General features: G+C 53.2%; 13 protein-coding genes. All 13 read left to right on the forward strand.

Going from position 1 to position 17,843, the window contains the following annotated elements:
- A partial coding sequence (locus C4N23_RS12860) for a VirB4-like conjugal transfer ATPase, CD1110 family (RefSeq protein WP_146746490.1) occupies positions 1 to 1,181 on the forward strand: 1,181 nt, incomplete at its 5' end.
- Entirely contained in the window at positions 1,178 to 2,911 is a 1,734-nt protein-coding gene (locus tag C4N23_RS12865; protein ID WP_112146486.1) for a C40 family peptidase, read from the forward strand. The genes C4N23_RS12860 and C4N23_RS12865, both read left to right, overlap by 4 nt.
- Before the next feature lie 13 nt (positions 2,912 to 2,924).
- Positions 2,925 to 3,191, forward strand: a complete 267-nt coding sequence (locus C4N23_RS12870; protein WP_097771853.1) for a DUF4315 family protein — start codon at positions 2,925 to 2,927, stop codon at positions 3,189 to 3,191.
- Complete coding sequence (locus C4N23_RS12875) at positions 3,175 to 3,906, forward strand: DUF4366 domain-containing protein (protein ID WP_112146488.1); 732 nt, start codon at positions 3,175 to 3,177, stop codon at positions 3,904 to 3,906. The genes C4N23_RS12870 and C4N23_RS12875 overlap by 17 nt, the downstream gene beginning before the upstream one ends.
- A gap of 99 nt (positions 3,907 to 4,005) precedes the next feature.
- The gene (locus C4N23_RS12880) at positions 4,006 to 6,048 is read left to right on the forward strand and encodes a DNA topoisomerase 3 (RefSeq protein ID WP_242983800.1); all 2,043 of its coding nucleotides are present in this window, start codon (positions 4,006 to 4,008) and stop codon (positions 6,046 to 6,048) included.
- The gene (locus C4N23_RS12885) at positions 6,048 to 6,962 is read left to right on the forward strand and encodes an LPD16 domain-containing protein (protein WP_242983798.1); all 915 of its coding nucleotides are present in this window, start codon (positions 6,048 to 6,050) and stop codon (positions 6,960 to 6,962) included. The genes C4N23_RS12880 and C4N23_RS12885 overlap by 1 nt, the downstream gene beginning before the upstream one ends.
- Positions 6,952 to 7,155, forward strand: coding sequence for a transposon-transfer assisting family protein (locus C4N23_RS12890; protein ID WP_112146519.1), 204 nt, complete (start codon positions 6,952 to 6,954; stop codon positions 7,153 to 7,155). The genes C4N23_RS12885 and C4N23_RS12890 overlap by 11 nt, the downstream gene beginning before the upstream one ends.
- 96 nt (positions 7,156 to 7,251) lie before the next feature.
- Entirely contained in the window at positions 7,252 to 7,782 is a 531-nt protein-coding gene (locus C4N23_RS12895; RefSeq protein ID WP_112146492.1) for a GNAT family N-acetyltransferase, read from the forward strand.
- A gap of 62 nt (positions 7,783 to 7,844) precedes the next feature.
- On the forward strand, positions 7,845 to 8,237 hold the full coding sequence (locus C4N23_RS12900) for a hypothetical protein (protein ID WP_112146494.1): 393 nt from the start codon (positions 7,845 to 7,847) through the stop codon (positions 8,235 to 8,237).
- Between the two features lie 81 nt (positions 8,238 to 8,318).
- Positions 8,319 to 15,551: a MutS N-terminal domain-containing protein gene (locus C4N23_RS12905; protein WP_112146496.1), complete on the forward strand. Its 7,233-nt coding sequence runs from the start codon at positions 8,319 to 8,321 to the stop codon at positions 15,549 to 15,551.
- On the forward strand, positions 15,548 to 15,880 hold the full coding sequence (locus C4N23_RS12910; protein WP_112146498.1) for a plasmid mobilization protein: 333 nt from the start codon (positions 15,548 to 15,550) through the stop codon (positions 15,878 to 15,880). Before C4N23_RS12905 ends, C4N23_RS12910 begins: the two co-directional genes overlap by 4 nt.
- A 107-nt stretch (positions 15,881 to 15,987) precedes the next feature.
- Entirely contained in the window at positions 15,988 to 16,263 is a 276-nt protein-coding gene (locus C4N23_RS12915; protein ID WP_112146500.1) for a hypothetical protein, read from the forward strand.
- Between the two features lie 53 nt (positions 16,264 to 16,316).
- Entirely contained in the window at positions 16,317 to 17,708 is a 1,392-nt protein-coding gene (locus tag C4N23_RS12920) for a relaxase/mobilization nuclease domain-containing protein (protein ID WP_112146501.1), read from the forward strand.
- Positions 17,709 to 17,843 lie beyond the last annotated feature (135 nt).

The following is a 17,843-nucleotide window of genomic DNA, read 5'->3' on the forward strand; positions in this document are numbered from 1 at the left end:
TGACCACCAGCAGCACGGCCATCTTCATTCCGTTCACCACACAGGAACTTTACCAGTCTGGCAAAGAAAGCCTGTATTACGGCCTGAACGCCCTGTCCAACAACCTTATCATGGTGGACCGGAAGAAGCTGAAGAATCCGAATGGCTTGATTTTGGGCACTCCCGGCTCCGGCAAAAGTTTCTCGGCAAAGCGTGAAATTGCCAATGCGTTTCTGGTGACGGACGATGATATTATCGTGAACGATCCCGAAGGCGAATACTCGCCGCTGGTGAACCGGCTGAAAGGTCAGGTCATCAAAATTAGCCCCAACAGCACCCAGTTCATCAATCCCATGGACATCAATGCCAACTATTCGGAGGAAGATAATCCCCTGTCCCTGAAAGCTGACTTTATCCTTTCGCTGTGTGAGCTGGTGGTGGGCGGCAAGGAAGGGCTGCTGCCGGTGGAGAAAACCGTCATCGACCGCTGTGTGCATCTGATCTACCGCAAATATTTTGCAGACCCCTGCCCGGAGAATATGCCCATTCTTGAGGACTTGTACAACGCCCTGCTTCAGCAGGACGAAAAGGAAGCCCACCACGTTGCCACCGCACTGGAAATCTATGTGAAAGGCTCCCTGAACCTGTTCAACCACCGCACCAATGTGAACGTCAACAACCGCATCGTCTGCTACGACATCAAGGAACTGGGCAAACAGATGAAAAAACTGGGAATGCTCATCGTACAGGATCAGGTGTGGGGGCGTGTCACGGCAAACCGCAGCAGCGGCAAGTCCACCCGGTATTATATGGATGAGATGCACCTCCTCTTAAAAGAGGAGCAGACCGCCGCTTATTCCGTGGAGATCTGGAAGCGTTTCCGCAAGTGGGGCGGCATTCCCACAGGGCTGACCCAGAACGTGAAAGACCTGCTTTCTTCCCGTGAGGTCGAGAATATTTTTGAAAATTCGGACATGATCATCATGCTGAATCAGGCGGCGGGAGACCGGCAAATTCTCGCAAAGCAGCTCAATATTTCGCCCCATCAGCTTTCCTACGTTACCCACTCCGGCGAGGGCGAAGGGCTGCTGTTCTTCGGCAACGTCATTTTGCCGTTTGTGGACCGTTTCCCCACCGATCTGGAACTCTACCGCATTATGACCACCAAGTTGGGTGAGGTTTCGGAGGGCGCACAGAAATGAGTGAACCGAAGCTGAACATCAAAGAGGAAACGTCCGCAAAAAAGACCCGTTCTCCCCCGAAAAAAGCCAAGGTAGAGCAGTCGGTGCCCAGAAAGAAAAAGCTGAAAACCGATGCGGAAAAGGCGGCAGAGAAAGCCCAGCACCTGCGGTTTGGCAAGGCGGAACTGACCCCGGACGAGTTGAGCCGGTTGAGCAAGGCGCAGAAGCGAGAGATGTACGCCGCCCATGCCGTCCGGTCTGCGGTGCATCACGAAGTTGACCAGTACGAGGATGAAAATGTCGGTGTGCAGGCGTTGAGCGAGGGCGAAAAAGCGGCAGGAAATGTCCGTGATATTTCCAAAAGCCGCTATGCCCGGAAGCTCAAGAAGAAAGCCAAGATGCAGGGCAAGAAAGGCACCAAAACCGCTAAATCTTCCGCATCGGAGCCGACTGCGGCACAAGATGCAGGAGCATCCGGCACCGGCGAGGGAGGCTCCAACTGGCTTTCACGCTGGAAACAGCGGCAAGAAATCCACAAAAGCTACTATGCCGCCGCCCGTTCGGGCACGGCGGCGCAGACCGCAGGTGGCAAAGCGGCATCCAATGGAACCACGGCTGCAAAGTCAGGCATGGAACAGGTCATCGACAAAGGAAAATCTGTGGTCAGCACCGCAGTCAACGGCATTGCCAATTTTGCAAAAAGCAACGCGCACGTTCTTTTGATCGTGGGCGTTTTTCTTTTGCTCATCCTGATGGTAATGTCGGGTTTTTCCTCCTGCGGTATCCTCTTTTCGGGCGGCACACAGGTGTCCGGGCAGACCATGTACTCTGCCGAGGACCGGGACATCCGGGGCGCAGAACAGGACTACAAGAAGCTGGAGAAGGAGCTGGATAAAAAGATCAAGCGCACTCCCGCCGACCACCCCGGCTACAACGAGTATCAGTACCACCTTGACCCCATCGAGCATGACCCATGGCAGCTGACTTCGTTCCTGACCACTTTGTATGACGATTACACCCGGTCAGAGGTGCAGGGCAAGTTGAAGGAGACCTTCAAAAAGCAGTATAAGCTGACCACATGGGTGGAGGTACAGATACGGTATAAGACCATCTGGGTCATCAGCCCGGCAGGAATCCCGGTCCCTACGCAGGTGCCCTATGAGTACCGCATCTTCCACACCAAGCTGGTGAACCGTGGCTTGGAAGTGGTCATTCGGGAAGAACTGAATAACGACCAATGGAAACGTTACGAGATTTTCCAAGATACCTTGGGCGGTCGGCCTTATCTGTTCAACGGCGGTCTGCCGCCCGGTGGCTCCGATGGTTCCGGCTCGCCGGGCATCGACTATCAGGTTCCGGCAGAAGCCCTGACGGATGAGGAGTTCGCCGCCATCTACAAGGAAGCCCAAAAGTATGTGGGCACGCCCTATGTGTGGGGCGGTTCTACCCCGGAAACCGGGTTCGATTGCAGCGGTTATGTCTGCTGGGTCTACAACCAGAACGGCTACGATGTGGGGCGCACCACCGCCAACGGTTTGTGGAACAAGAGCCAGCATATTTCCGAAGCCGAAGCAAAGCCCGGAGATCTGGTCTTTTTCAAAGGGACCTACGACACCCCCGGCATGAGCCATACCGGAATCTATCTGGGCAACGGCATGATGGTCAGTGCCGGCGACCCCATCAAGTACGCAAACATTCATTCGTCCTACTGGGAGAAGCATCTCGCCGGGTTCGGACGGCTTTCAAAATGATTGGAGGAGTTTTATGAGCGAAAAATCGGATAAGCTGCGGGCGATGTTGGCAAAAGAGAAGGAACGCCGCATCAAACTGAACAATCGTATCGAGATTCTGGAGCGGCGCATTCAGGAGGAAGATTCCGCCGAGGTCAACGAGATGGTGCGGACCGCCAAGGTCACGCCGGAACAGCTTGCCGCCCTGCTGCGGCAGTCGGCTACCGCTACCCCGAACCCGGCTGCGCTGTCTGCCGTGGGTGCAACTTTCGAGAAGGAGGTCGATGCAGATGAAGATTAAGAAACTGGGCGCGCTGCTGGTATCGGCGGCGCTGTGCGCTGGCATGGCGGCTCCCGCTTTTGCTTTTGAGGGCGATACCACCCCGGTGGAACAGCCGGTTCTGCCGGAAGTCGTAGAGGAAGATGTTGTCACCGTCACGGACGAAACCTCTGGTGCCCTGACCCCGGAGGGCAACCTGACGCTGGTAGATGACTACCACACCGACTATTCCGATGGCAGCGGACAGCAGTTCATTACGCTGGTCAGCAAATCGGGCAGTACCTTCTATCTGGTCATTGACCGCAACGCCAAAGGACAGCAGACCGTTCACTTTATGAACCTTGTGGACGAAGCTGATCTTCTGGCTTTGATGGAGGAAGAAGATGCGGACGCTTATACCGCCGAAAAGGAAGCGGCGGCGCAGGCGGAACAGGATAAGCTGAAAGCCGAGGAAGAAGCCAAGAAAGCCGCCGAAGAAGCGGCGGCATCCGGTACGGAGCAGCCCACGGAAAATAAGGTCACAAAGATCGCGTCCGGCTTTCTGGGCGTAGTCGTGCTGATCGCGCTGGCGGTAGGCGGCGGCTTCTACGCTTTCACAAAGCAGAAGCAGAAAAAGCAGGCGGAAAAAGAAGCCCTTGACCCCGATGCAAACTACACCGAGGACAAGGGCGACTTCGAGATTCCCACCGAGGACGAGCCGGAGGAACCCGGTGAGGAAGATACCGAACCCATCTGATTTTAAGGCGGCATTTGCCGCCTTACATATTGCAATCCGAAACAGATTGGAGGGGTTTTTATCGCAAAATTGATCGTGGCAGAAAAACCGTCCGTTGCCATGTCCTACGCCAAAGTCCTCGGTGCAACCAATCGACAGGATGGCTATCTGGAGGGTAACGGCTATCTCGTCAGCTGGTGCGTGGGTCATCTGGTGGAGCTGGCACCGCCCAATGTCTACGATGCCAAGTACGTCAAGTGGAGTATCGCGGATTTGCCCATCCTGCCGCAAAAGTGGCAGTATCTGGTGTCTGCGTCCACCAAAAAGCAGTTTGGCATCCTGCAAAAGCTGATGAACCGCCCGGACGTGGACAGCATTGTGAACAGTTGCGATTCCGGCCGGGAGGGAGAACTGATCTTCCGTTTGGTGTACCAGCAAGCAGGCTGCAAAAAGCCCTTCTCTCGCCTGTGGCTGTCCAGCATGGAGGAAAATGCCATCCGAGAAGGGTTCGCCCACCTGAAACCTTCAACTGAATACGATGCGCTGTACAACGCAGCACTCTGCCGGGAACGCGCCGACTGGATGGTCGGCATCAATGCGTCCCGGCTTTTCTCGTGTCTGTACGGTCAGCCGCTGGCGGTGGGGCGTGTTATGACCCCGGTGCTTGCCATGACGGTTGTGAGAGAAGCCGCCATTGCGGCCTTTACCCCGGAGAAATTCTGCACGGTAGATCTGGAACTGACCAGCGGCTGTACGGCATCCAGCCGCCGCATTCCCGAAAAATCCGTTGCCGAAAACCTGCTGGAAGCCTGCCGAAAGGAGATGGTTGCAACGATCCAGCGCATCACCCGCAAGGAAAAGTCCGAGAATCCGCCGCCGCTGTACGATCTGACCACCCTTCAGCGAGATGCCAACCGCTTGCTGGGGTACAGCGCACAGCAGACTTTGGACTATGTGCAAAGCCTTTATGAGAAGAAACTTACCACTTATCCCAGAACTGATAGCTGCTATATCACCGACGATGACGAGGAAATGCTGGAAGAACTGACCGAGGCACTGGAGGTTTTTCTCGACATTACCCCGGAAGATGTGGACGAAGCTGTACCCCGGACACGGCGCACCGTCAACCGGGAAAAAGTCACCGACCACCACGCTATCCTGCCCACTCGCAGTATGCTGCAAGCCGATCTGGACGCACTGCCCAAGGGGGAGCAGAATGTCCTGAAGCTCATCATCGCCCGGACGCTGATGGCGGTGAGCAAGCCCTTCCGGTATCTGGAAACCCTGCTGACCACCGAATGTGCCGGAGAGGAATTTACCGCCAAGGGAAAGGAGATTTTGGAAGAAGGCTGGAAAGCGGTGGAACGCAAGGTGCTGGCAGACATCCTGAACCGAAAACAGGAACTCACCGCCCTGCCCAATGCCGCAGAAAACGAGTGTGGCATTCTCAACGCCGAACTGAAAGAAGGGCAGACCTCACCGCCGAAGCATTTTACCGAGGACACCCTGCTGCACGCTATGGAAACTGCCAGTGCAGACAGTATGCCGGAGTGTGTGGAACGTCAGGGCATCGGCACCCCGGCAACCAGAGCCGCAACCATTGAAAAACTGGTGCAGAAAGGCTTTCTGGAGCGGAAAGGCACCAAGAAAACCAAGGTGCTGCTGCCCACGGATAAGGGAAAAGCCCTCATCACCGTGATGCCCGAAGAAATCCAATCCCCGGAAATGACCGCCGATTGGGAAACAAAGCTGCTGCAAATCGAACGTGGCGAAATGGAGCCGAGCGAATTTATGACCGAGATCAATACGATGATTACCGAACTGGTAAAGAACACGGAAATGAAAAAAGGAGCGAATGCACTTATGAAAAGCAAGATTATTGGTGTCTGCCCGAACTGTGGTAAGCCTGTCATGGAGCGTGAAAAAGGCTGGTTCTGCGAGAACCGGGAGTGCCGTTTTGTCCTGTGGAAGGACAATGCGTTCTTTAAGCGTCTGGGCAAGCGGCTGGACGCTCATGTGGCGGACAAGCTGCTGCGGGATGGCCGTGTCCGTCTGAAGGACTGCAAGAGTGCCAAGGGCAAGACCTACAACGCCACCGTGCTGCTGGGCACCGAACCCGATGGCCGCAGCAAGTTTTCTCTGGAATTTGAAGGTGGCTGCTGATGGAGCAGATAAAAGAAGCGGTCTACCTTATCAACGATGAACGCTATCTGCATCTCCGGGAAAACGGTGCAGGGGTCGGCTTTGCCACCTATAACAAGGTAACTGGCGAGCCGCTGGAAAGTGGGCAGATCTCGGAAAAGAATCTGCCGCCCGATGGCAGGAACGCCATTCCTGCTGCCCGGAACTGGTATCTGTTTGAACTTTCGGACGATGACCGCAAGGTCATCCAACAGGAAAGTGTAAAGATCCTCGAAAACATCCCGCAGGCGGGCATCGGCAGGCGGCGCATCTGGGAGCCGGAAACGCTGCCGAAGGATAGTCGTCTCATCAACAGCCACTATGACGATCTCTACCGCATTCCAGATGGCGGAGTTGTACAGGTGGATTACCCGGATGGGCGCAGCTTTACGGCACGGCTGGAACATCTGGATGATTATCACTTTGACATGGGCGGTCTGGGCAATGTGTTCCACATCTGCCAGTTTGCCGAGGTCATGGAACGAAACCATGCAGACTTCTACCCCGAAATTCAGACACAGGACGAGCAGGCTGCATGGGAACTGGGCGGCAAGGGCTATCTTGCTATCCAGTCCTGTGAGGATGGGTGGGACTACACCATTTACCACAGTGATTATTCCGTAATGGACGGTGGGCAGCTAGATGCCCCGGAATTGACCATTCAGGAAGCCCGTGAGCAGATTCTGGAAGCACACCACATGGAAAAGGGCCGGCGGCTACTGCAGGACTACGATGCCGTCATGGACAAAGTTGCGGAAGCCGAGGAACTGAGTACAGACCATCGTTCTTCCACACTGGAAAAGCTGGCAGAGCTGGCGGGCGCAAGAGAAAAATGTGATGCCTCGGAATGCAATCCTACCGGGTGTCGGAAAGCGAGGAATGCCCATGAACTTTAATGGTGAAGAACGAATGCTGATGATGCTCTACAATCCGGGCACTCGACTGGGTTTGATGCAGGAGCTTCGGCTGATGCAGTGTTATCTTCTGCCAGATGAAACTGCCCTGCATGAACTTTCGGAGTGCTTTATCGAGAAGCTGAAACTCATGACGGATGCAGAATTTTCTGAAACTGAATTTCCGCTTGAATAATCGCTGCCGCCGACGGGCGGCATACATAAAGAGTTTCATGTCATTTAATATTATGGTATAATAAAAGCACAGCGTATTGATTGGGAGGCAATTTATATGAGAATCAAAAGCAATTTGGTTGGAACAAATATTTATATCAGAAATTATGAATTAACTGACAAACTTTTTTGTACAAATATGTGGTTTGACAAAGTAAATGGCAAATACTTAAGCGATCCCACAGAAGAATTTGTAGATGACAATTATTGTCAAGCTGTTGATGATATGTACAACAGTCCAAACGGTTATTATTTTATAATCACTCGCATTTGTGACAATTCGCGGATCGGGAGTTTCTGTGCTTTTCCTGATGAAACAGAACAAATTATAGACATAGGATATTGTATCCATCAGCTTTATTGGCGACAAGGTTATGCAACCGAATGTCTAAAAATGATTATTGAATGGGCTCAGACTCAAAATTTCACTACTATTACAGCCGAAGTTGCAAAAGATAATATCGCTTCCTGTAAGCTTCTTGAAAAATTCAATTTCAAAATAAAGAAGGAATCTTCTTACAAAAAATATCATATGAACATCGAATTCAAAAGTTACATATTTGAATATCATATCACAAAGCCACACTAAGACTGTTCCCTTGCATTGCTATTGACATGTTTTTACAAATAATTATACTGCGAGGTCAAATCATGGATACCATTCCTTTGACATCCCTAAACCGCCTTCTCCTTTCTACTTTTCTAAAGAATTGCACCTTTTGCCACAACTCACGAGACAAAAAAGGTACATTTACCTTTGAAGAATATCAACAGATCAAGAATGAAAATGTTGAAATTATCAATGATGATTCTACTTATCCTTTCATCTGCTATCTGTCCAATCTGCTTGCAAAATCCAAGCCATCCGATGAGGTGATTGAAAAATTGCATAACTGCATCGATAAAGTTGCAGCTGTATTAGGCGAAGACAGCACCGATGTTTTCCGTGCGCTCCTTGCAAAACTGATTGAGCAGCCGGAAGAACAACAGACCTTTGAACGACTGTTGGAAACGGCAGAAAAGTTTGCCGCAAAATACGAATAAAAATAAAGTGGATTCCATAGCGAGTGACCTGAAAAGGCCGCTCGTTTTTTTGTTTACAACGAGATTGAAGGGAGGAACGCTATGCCAAGCAAAACCGAAGAATATCTCGCCCTTGCCCAGCGCACGGCAAATGGCTTAACCCGGTACTGGGAAAGTTGGACGGATTACCTGACCACCGCATCCCGGCTGTACAAGTACCCCTTTGCAGACCAGCTCATGATCTACGCCCAGCGCCCGGATGCCACCGCCTGCGCCGACTATGATGTTTGGAACAGCCGGATGAACCGCTATGTCAGACGTGGCTCTAAGGGTATCGCTCTGCTGGACGAATCCAGCGGATTCCCGCGCCTGCACTACGTTTTTGACGTAAGCGACACCGGGGCGCGCCGCAATTCCCGTGACCCGGAGATGTGGCAGTACAATGACGACCTGAAACAGCCGGTTTCGGAAATGTTGAGCAAGACCTACGGCATCAGCGGGGAGCGTGTCAGCCAGCAGCTTGCCGATGTTGCCGGGAAACTGGTGGCGGATTACTGGGACAACAACGGCGAGGACATCCGTGCCATCGTTGACGGCTCGCTCCTGATGGATTATGATGAAGCCGGGGTGGAGATGCAGTTCAAAAGCGCAGCAGCAATGAGTGTCACCTACACGCTGCTGGAACGCTGCGGGTTTGAGCCTGCCGGGTGGTTCGACAAGGACGATTTTCAGGCAATCTACAATTTTTCCACCCCGGATAGTGTTTACGCCCTCGGCGCAGCCGTCAGCGACATGAGCCGGGAGGTCTTACGCCAAATTGAGCGCACCGTAAAAACAACCATTCGCCGCCGCAATGCAGAAAGGAGCCAATATGAATACGAACAGCAGGAACGTGACCTACTCGACCATCGGGGACTACCAGCTCCCGAACCTGATTCTGAACCAGCCCCGGAAGCCGCTGGGCAAGTACGGCAGGCTGCGCCGGACGTACCTGATGAACCATCGCCCGGTGCTGTACAACACGATGCTCCTGAACGGGAGCCTGTACCCGCACCTGATGGAGGTGGAGCAGACGGCAGAAAGCCGGATGCAGCAGACCATGGAGCAGTTGCTGAAACAGACCCCGGCCCCGGACAAGGAGCAGCATCAGATGGGGTGGGTGCAGCACATGAACAGTCTGAAAGCACAGGCCGAGGAACTGGTGCTGAACGAACTGATTTACAGTTAAGTTTCTTCGATGCCCACATTCCCACCGAAGCCAAACAAATTGAATCCATCGACCAAGCGGAGAGCGAAAAATCGCCCTCCGCTTTTGTTTTGTCGCAGGCAGAGATTGAAAATGCGCTGCGGAGAGGTTCCAATGTTGAAGGCAGCAAACTTCGGATATGGAAAATTTATCAGTTGCAGCCTGACCGAAAACTCCGGGCAAAAGCTCTTGCCAACGAATATGCACCGTATGGCCCCGGCGGTTCTTCACACACTTATCTGGACGGAAGCAGTGGTTGGCTTGACCATGACAGCAAGGGTCTGACGTTTGAGCATTATCCCGACCATCAGAAAGTGCTTCTCCGCTGGGATCGGGTCGAAAAATATATTGACCTGATGATTCAGTCTGACCGCTACCTGTCGGACAAAGAAAGAAGAGCCATCGACTTTCCCCTTGAACTGAACGCCGCCAGTGCAGCCGAATACACTGCATTAAAGGCGCAGCACCCGGATACGCTGGTTGGATTTGAAGCTGGCGGCAATTTTATGTTCTATGGAGAAGATGCTGCCAAGGTTGCAAAAGTTCTCAACAGTGCTTTGTTTACGAGAGAAACAGCACTGGGCGAAGTTCAGGTCACAGGCTTTCCACCTAGCTTATGGGCAAGAAAGTCAAAAGAATTGTGGTCTGCGGGCAATGATGTTTACCTTGCCGGATTGAACGAAGATGGGACTCATCACCAGACTAAACATCTGCACAAAGAGGACTATCTGCCCATCGGCTCCATCATCAATATGGATGGCCGGAAATTTCGGATTGACGGAGTGGATTTTGATAAGGGCAAGGTTTCCTTGCAGGATATGGCACTGGCCGACCTGCGGATGCCAATTTTTCGGGAAGAACCGCTGGCTGTTGTCCGGGAATTGTACGAACAGCAGGACGAGGCCCTTGACGCTGCTCCCGAAAAGGCCGTTGATTATAAGGTCGGGGACGATGTTGTGGTAGACCTTCTCACACGAACCATCGAGGGCAAAATCGGCTATGTGGGCGAAACCGATGTGCGCATCGACACCAGTGCGCACGGGCAGTCGTGGGATAACGAAGTTATCAATAAACAACAATTTGAGGGCGGTCTGCGGCAGGTTGAGCCGGAACTATCGGATGAGGAACTGGACGCACTGCCCATCTCTACCGTGATGGACGGAAAGGTGCAGACCTTCCCGGATGCCGCTGCCTTGGACGAAGCCCTGAATGCTGTACCTGCCGGGAACTTCCACATCACGGATGATGATTTGGGTATCGGAGGTTCTAAGCAGAAGTACGCGCGGAACGTTGAAGCCATCCGCACCCTGTTCAAACTGGAAGAGGAGCACCGTGGTGCCACCGCCGAGGAGCAGCAGGTGCTTTCCCAGTATGTAGGCTGGGGCGGTCTGCCGGATGCCTTTGACCCGGATAAGAGCAACTGGTCAAAAGAGTACACGGAACTGAAAGGGCTGCTCTCCGAGGACGAATATGCCGCTGCCCGTGGCTCTGTCCTGAACGCCCACTACACTAGCCCCACCGTGATCCATGCCATCTACGATGCTGTGGAGCGCATGGGCTTCCGCAGCGGCAACATTCTGGAGCCGAGCATGGGCGTGGGCAACTTCTTTGGAATGCTGCCGGACACCATGCAGGACAGCCGCCTGTACGGTGTAGAACTGGACAGCATCACAGGCCGCATTGCGCAAAAGCTCTACCCGGAAGCCAGCATTAAAGTTGCCGGATTTGAAACCACCGACCGCCGTGATTTTTATGACCTCGCTGTGGGCAACGTGCCCTTTGGTCAGTACAAGGTCAACGATAAGGCGTACAACAAGCTGGGATTCTCCATCCACAATTATTTCTTTGCGAAAGCCATCGACCAAGTGCGACCGGGCGGCATCATTGCCTTTGTCACATCTCGCTATACCATGGACAGCAAGGACAGCACCGCCCGCAAGCACATGGCAGAGCGTGCCGATCTGCTGGGTGCCATCCGTCTGCCGAATAATGCGTTTCGCGCCAATGCTGGCACGGATGTTGTCAGCGACATTATCTTTTTGCAAAAACGTGACCGCCCCATTGACCATGAGCCGGACTGGGTGCAGTTGGGCAAGACCGAGGATGGCTTTGCCATCAACCAGTATTTTGTGGACCACCCGGAGATGGTTCTGGGCGTACTCTCCACCGAAAGCACCCAGTACGGACGAGAGGAACTGACGGTTGCGCCCCTTGAGGGCATCAGCCTTGCCGACCAGCTTGCAGAAGCGGTGCAGCACATCGAGGGGCAGTACACCGCCGCCGAGGTGGACACTCCCGACATTGCCGAAGAAGAAGCCGCCCGGCGCACCCTGCCTGCCGACCCGGAGGTCAAGAACTTCTCCTATACCGTAGTGGACGGCGAAGTTTTCTACCGGGAAAATTCCGTGATGACGCAGGTAGAACTGTCCGACACCGCCAAGGGGCGTGTAACCGGCATGGTGGAACTGCGCCAGATTGTCAACGAACTGATTGACCAGCAGTTGAACGACTACCCGGACGAGGATATTAAAGCGACACAGGCAAAGTTGAACGCCGCCTACGATGCCTTTACCGCAAAGTACGGTCTGCTGAACGACCGCAGAAACGGGCGGTTGTTTGAGCAGGATTCCTCCTATTATCTGCTCTGCTCTTTGGAAAATCTGGACGAGCAGGGACAGCTTAAATCCAAAGCGGCGATGTTCACCAAGCGCACCATTCGCCCGGAGCGCACCGTCACCAGCGTGGATACCCCCAGCGAAGCACTGGCGGTATCCATCGGAGAACGCGGCAAGGTGGACCTGCCCTATATGGCAGAACTGCTGGGCATACCAGGTGAGTACGGACGCATTACCACTGAACTCTCCGGCGTGATCTTCAAGGACCCTGCCGCCGACCCCACTGACCCGGAAGCCGGCTGGCAGATGGCAGACGAGTACCTGTCCGGCGATGTCCGGGCAAAGCTGCGAATGGCGCAGTTCGCCGCCGAAACGAACCCGGAGTTTGTGGTCAATGTGGATGCGCTGACCAAGGCGCAGCCCAGAGAACTGGAAGCCTCAGAAATTGATGTGCGGTTGGGTGCCACATGGCTTGCACCTGAAATCATTCAAAAGTTTATGACCGAGACCTTCCAGATCCCCTACTATCTGCGCCATGCAGTCAAGGTGAGATATTCTCCTTATACCGCAGAATGGCGTGTAGAGGGCAAAACTGCCACCGGACGGGGCGATATTATCTCCTCTGAAACCTACGGCACATCCCGTGCCAACGCCTACAAGATTTTGGAGGAAACCCTGAATCTGAAAGATGTCCGCATCTATGACACCATCGAGGATGCCGAGGGCAAGCCCAAGCGTGTGCTGAACAAGCGGGAGACCACGCTGGCGCAACAGAAACAGCAGGTCATCAAGGATGCTTTTGCCAACTGGGTCTGGCAAGACCCCCAGCGGCGCATTGCGCTGGTAAAACAGTACAATGAGTTGTTCAACAGCACCAGACCCCGTGAATACGATGGCTCCCACATCCATTTTGTCGGTATGAACCCGGAGATCACCCTCCGAGAGCACCAGCGCAACGCCATCGCTCATGTGCTTTATGGCGGTAATACGCTGCTTGCACACGAAGTTGGCGCGGGCAAAACCTACGAAATGGCGGCATCCGCTATGGAAGCAAAACGGCTGGGGCTGTGCCAGAAATCGCTGTTTGTTGTGCCCAATCACCTGACGGAGCAGTGGGCAAGCGAGTTCCTGAACCTCTACCCCAATGCCAAGCTACTGGTAGCACGGCGCAAGGACTTTGAGACTGCCAACCGCAAAAAATTCTGCGCCCGCATCGCCACCGGCGACTACGATGCCGTCATCATCGGGCACAGCCAGTTTGAGCGCATTCCGCTGTCCTTTGAGCGGCAGGAGCGCATCATTCAGGAGCAAATTTATGAAACGCTTGCCGCCATCAATGAGCTGAAAGTCCACGCAGGCGAGGATTTCTCCATCAAGCAGATGGAAAAGACCCGGAAAACACTGGAAACCAAGCTGGAAAAACTGCGCTCCGATGAGCGAAAGGATGATGTGATCACCTTTGAGCAACTGGGCGTTGACAGGCTCTTTGTGGACGAAAGCCATTTTTACAAGAACCTCTTTTTGACCACAAAAATGCGGAATGTCGCTGGATTATCCACCAGTGAAGCGCAGAAATCCAGCGATATGTTCGGCAAGTGTCGCTATCTGGACGAGATCACCGGCGGGCGGGGCGTGGTGTTCGCCACGGGCACGCCCGTGAGCAATTCCATGACCGAGTTGTACACGGTCATGCGGTACTTGCAATACAGCACCTTGCAGCAGAAAAAGCTGACGCACTTCGACTGCTGGGCATCCACCTTTGGTGAGACGACCACGGCCATTGAGCTTGCCCCGGAAGGTACAGGCTATCGGGCGAGAACGAGATTTGCCAAGTTCTTCAACCTCCCGGAACTGATGTCCATGTTCAAGGAGGTTGCGGACATTAAAACATCCGACCAGCTCCATCTGCCTGTGCCCGAAGCGAAGTTTGAAACCGTGGTGGCGAAACCGTCCGACATCCAAAAGGAAATGGTGCAGGAACTGAGCAAACGTGCCGCAGAAATCCACTCCGGCACCGTGGATGCCTCAGTGGACAATATGCTCTGTGTCACCAACGACGGCAGAAAGATCGGCTTGGATGTGCGCCTGATGAACCCCATGCTGCCGGACGACCCCAACAGCAAGCTGAACGTATGCGTTCAGAACGTGCTGAAGATCTGGGAGGAAGGCAAAGACCAGAAGCTGACCCAACTTTTGTTCTGTGACCTCTCAACACCAAAGAACGATGGCAATTTCAACGTCTACGATGACATTCGCAAAAAGCTGGTTGCTGCCGGTGTGCCGGAAAACGAGATCGAGTTTATCCACAACGCAGATACCGAAGCAAAAAAAGCGGCATTGTTCTCCAAAGTGCGCTCCGGCGATGTGCGAGTTTTGCTCGGAAGCACGGCGAAAATGGGAGCGGGCACCAACGTCCAGTCCCGGCTTGTGGCGGTGCATCATCTGGATGTTGGCTGGAAGCCCAGCGACATGACCCAGCGCAATGGTCGCATCATCCGTCAGGGCAATATGAATAAGGAAGTCAAGGTGTTCAACTACGTCACGGAAGGGACATTTGACTCGTACTTGTTTCAGACCCTTGAGAATAAACAGCGATTTATCTCGCAGATTATGACCAGTAAATCCCCGGTGCGCTCCTGCGAAGATGTAGACGAACAGGCACTTTCCTATGCAGAAATCAAGGCGCTGTGCGCCGGAAATCCGCTCATCAAGGAGAAGATGGATTTGGATGTGCAGGTCGCAAAACTCAAGGTTCTGAAAGCCGACCACCAGAGCCAGAAATTCCGTCTGCAAGACAAGCTGCTGACCAAGTTCCCGGCAGATATTCAGGAAACGAACGCCTATATTGCTGGGGTGAAAGCGGACGCACAGCTTGCCGCTGCCCACCCGCAGGTGCAAGAGGGTTTCTGCGGCATGACCATCAAGGGCGTGACCTACGATGAGAAAAAGACCGCCGGTGAGCGTCTGGTGCTTGCCTGCTCCGAACTGCCCAACGCCGAAGAAAAAGTGATCGGCAGCTACCGGGGCTTTGAGTTGTCTCTGCGGTTCGATACCTTCCGCAGCGAATATCAGGCGATTCTGAAGGGGCAGCGGAGGTACCCGGTGCCCTTGGGCACCGACCCACTGGGCAACATCATCCGTCTGGATAACTCCCTGAACAACTTCCCGGAGCGTATCACTTCTGCCGAAAACGAGCTGACCACCCTGCATCAGCAGCAGGCAGCGGCACAGATTGAGGTGGAAAAGCCCTTCCCACAGGAGGAAGAACTGGCAGAAAAGTCCGCACGGCTTGCGGAACTGAATGCCCAGTTGGACGTGGACGAGAAAAACCACGAACCGGAACAGGACGAGGAAGAACAGGAGGATTCACCTCGCCGCCCCTCGGTTCTGGCAGCACTGGAAGAAAAGTCGGACAAGCCGGAGCCGGTGAAGCCCTTCCGCAGTTATTACGACAAGGACGGTGATGCCCGGTGAGGGAAAAGCGGGATGAAATCATTATCCTGAGAACAACAAAAGCTGAGAAGAACCGCATTTATGAAAAGATGTTGGGCATGGGCATCCGAAGCCTGAGTGCCTATATCCGCAAGATGGCACTGGACGGCTACTGCCTGAACCTTGACCTGCCGCAACTGCGGCGCATGGCATATCTTTTGCAGGTATGCAGCAACAACCTGAACCAATATGCCAAAGCCGCTAACGAAAATGGTCGGGTCTACGCCGCCGACATGGAGGACCTGCGGCAGCGGCTGGACGAGCTGATCGACATTGGTCGGCAGATCCTTTCCCGGCTGGCAGAACTCTAAAATTTTCCCCGCAGTTGGAGGGCTGCGGGGTACATACGGGTTGACATCCTTGCAACGCAGGGGTTGACACCTTTATAATAGGGACGAAAGAAAGGCAGGTGCTGGATATGAGGTTCGTTTTTAAGATGATCGTTTTCCCGGTTTGGCTGCTTACGGCTTTCCTCGCGCTGATGCTGAAATGGACGCTGAACCTGTCAGCGTTTGTGCTGGCTCTGCCCATGCTGTATATTTTCGGCTGCGGTCTTTATACGCTGTACTGCCGGGAGTGGCTGCAGTTTTTGATCTTGCTGGTGGCGGAGTTTGGATGCTTCCTGCTCATCACCGTCGGAACGGTCATTGTAGAAGCCGTAGAATGGTTCAGTGGCCGGATTGCAGAATTATAAAATCTTTATGCCGCCATTGTGCGGCATTTTCTTTTTGCCGGGAGGTGGTAGAATTGGCTGCAACGCGGCTGATTGCATTGCACAAAAACAAAGGAAAGTCAGTTGCGGCCTGCCTGAAAAGCCGCACGGACTATGCGCAGAATCCTGACAAAACGAACAAGGGAGAGTTGGTCAGCAGCTATGAGTGCAGCCCCTTGACCGCAGACGAAGAATTTATGCTTTCCAAGCGGCAGTACGAACTTGTCACTGGGCGCAGACAGAAAAATGATGTGATCGCCTATCAGATTCGTCAATCGTTCAAGCCCGGAGAGATCACCGCCGAGGAAGCCAACAAGGTGGGCTACGAACTGGCAATGCGTTTCACCAAAGGCAAGTATGCGTTTATCGTTGCCACACACACGGACCGGGAACACATTCATAATCATATTATTTACAACTCCACTGCGCTAGACAGCACCCGGAAATTCCGTGATTTTCTATTGTCCGGGCTGGCTGTGCAACGGTTGAGCGATTTGATTTGTCTGGAACATCAACTGTCTGTCATTGAAATCAAGCCGTACCGAGAGCGACAGAAGCGCACCCTTTATCCACCCAGAGAAAGTAATCGAGATAAGTTGTGTGCCGTAATTGACAACATCCTGCTGAACGAGAAACCTGCAAGTTTCGAGGGCTTCCTTCAAAAGCTGGAACAGCAAGGCTACGAAATCAAACGGGGGAAATACACCTCCGTCAAAGGCGCACGGCAGAAGCGATTCATCCGGTTCCGCACTTTGGGCGCAGGATATAGTGAAGAAGAACTGAAAGCTGTTATCTCTGGGGAAACCGAACACCATCCCCGGCAGAAGCAGAAGCGCATCGTACCGGAACAAAAGTTTCAGATGCTGGTGGACATTCAGGCAAAGCTGGCCGAGGGAAAGAGCATGGGGTATGCTCGCTGGGCAAAGCGATATAATCTGAAAGAAATGTCCAAGACGCTGATTTTCTTACAGGAGCATAAAATCGGCAGCATTAAAGAAATGCAGGAACGTGTGGATGCAGCAACTGCTCGCTATCACGAGTTGGGCGATTCCATTAAAGCTGCCGAAGCGCGCATGGCCGAGATTGCAGTGCTGCGGACGCACATCGTCAATTACGCCCGGACACGTCCGGTTTATGATGCCTACCGCAAAGCCGGGTACAGTAAGAGATTTCTGGAAGCCCACCGGGAAGAAATCACGCTGCATAAGGCTGCAAAAGCTGCTTTTGATGAAGCTGGATTGAAAAAGCTGCCAAAAGCCAAGGACTTGAGCATCGAATACGCTGCACTTCTTAAAAAGAAGAAAGAAGCATACCCAGACTACCGTAAGGCACGAGATGAGATGCAGGAGTTGATGAAAGCTCAGAAAAATGTAGAGATGTTTTTTGCAGAGAAAAAAGACACAGCCGAAAAAGAGCCAACACGATAAACGAAATCCGCCGAGGATTCTTCCCGTTTTTTCGGGAGGATTCCTCGGCGGATTTTTGCTTTTGAAAACTGATTTCTAAGAATGTGAATACATCTATAAATTGTTCTTCTTTGCTTTGATCGTCAAGAACGGCTA

Origin of the sequence: Faecalibacterium hattorii (assembly GCF_003287455.1) — a bacterium.
In the GTDB taxonomy this organism is placed as follows: Bacteria; Bacillota; Clostridia; order Oscillospirales; family Ruminococcaceae; genus Faecalibacterium; species Faecalibacterium hattorii.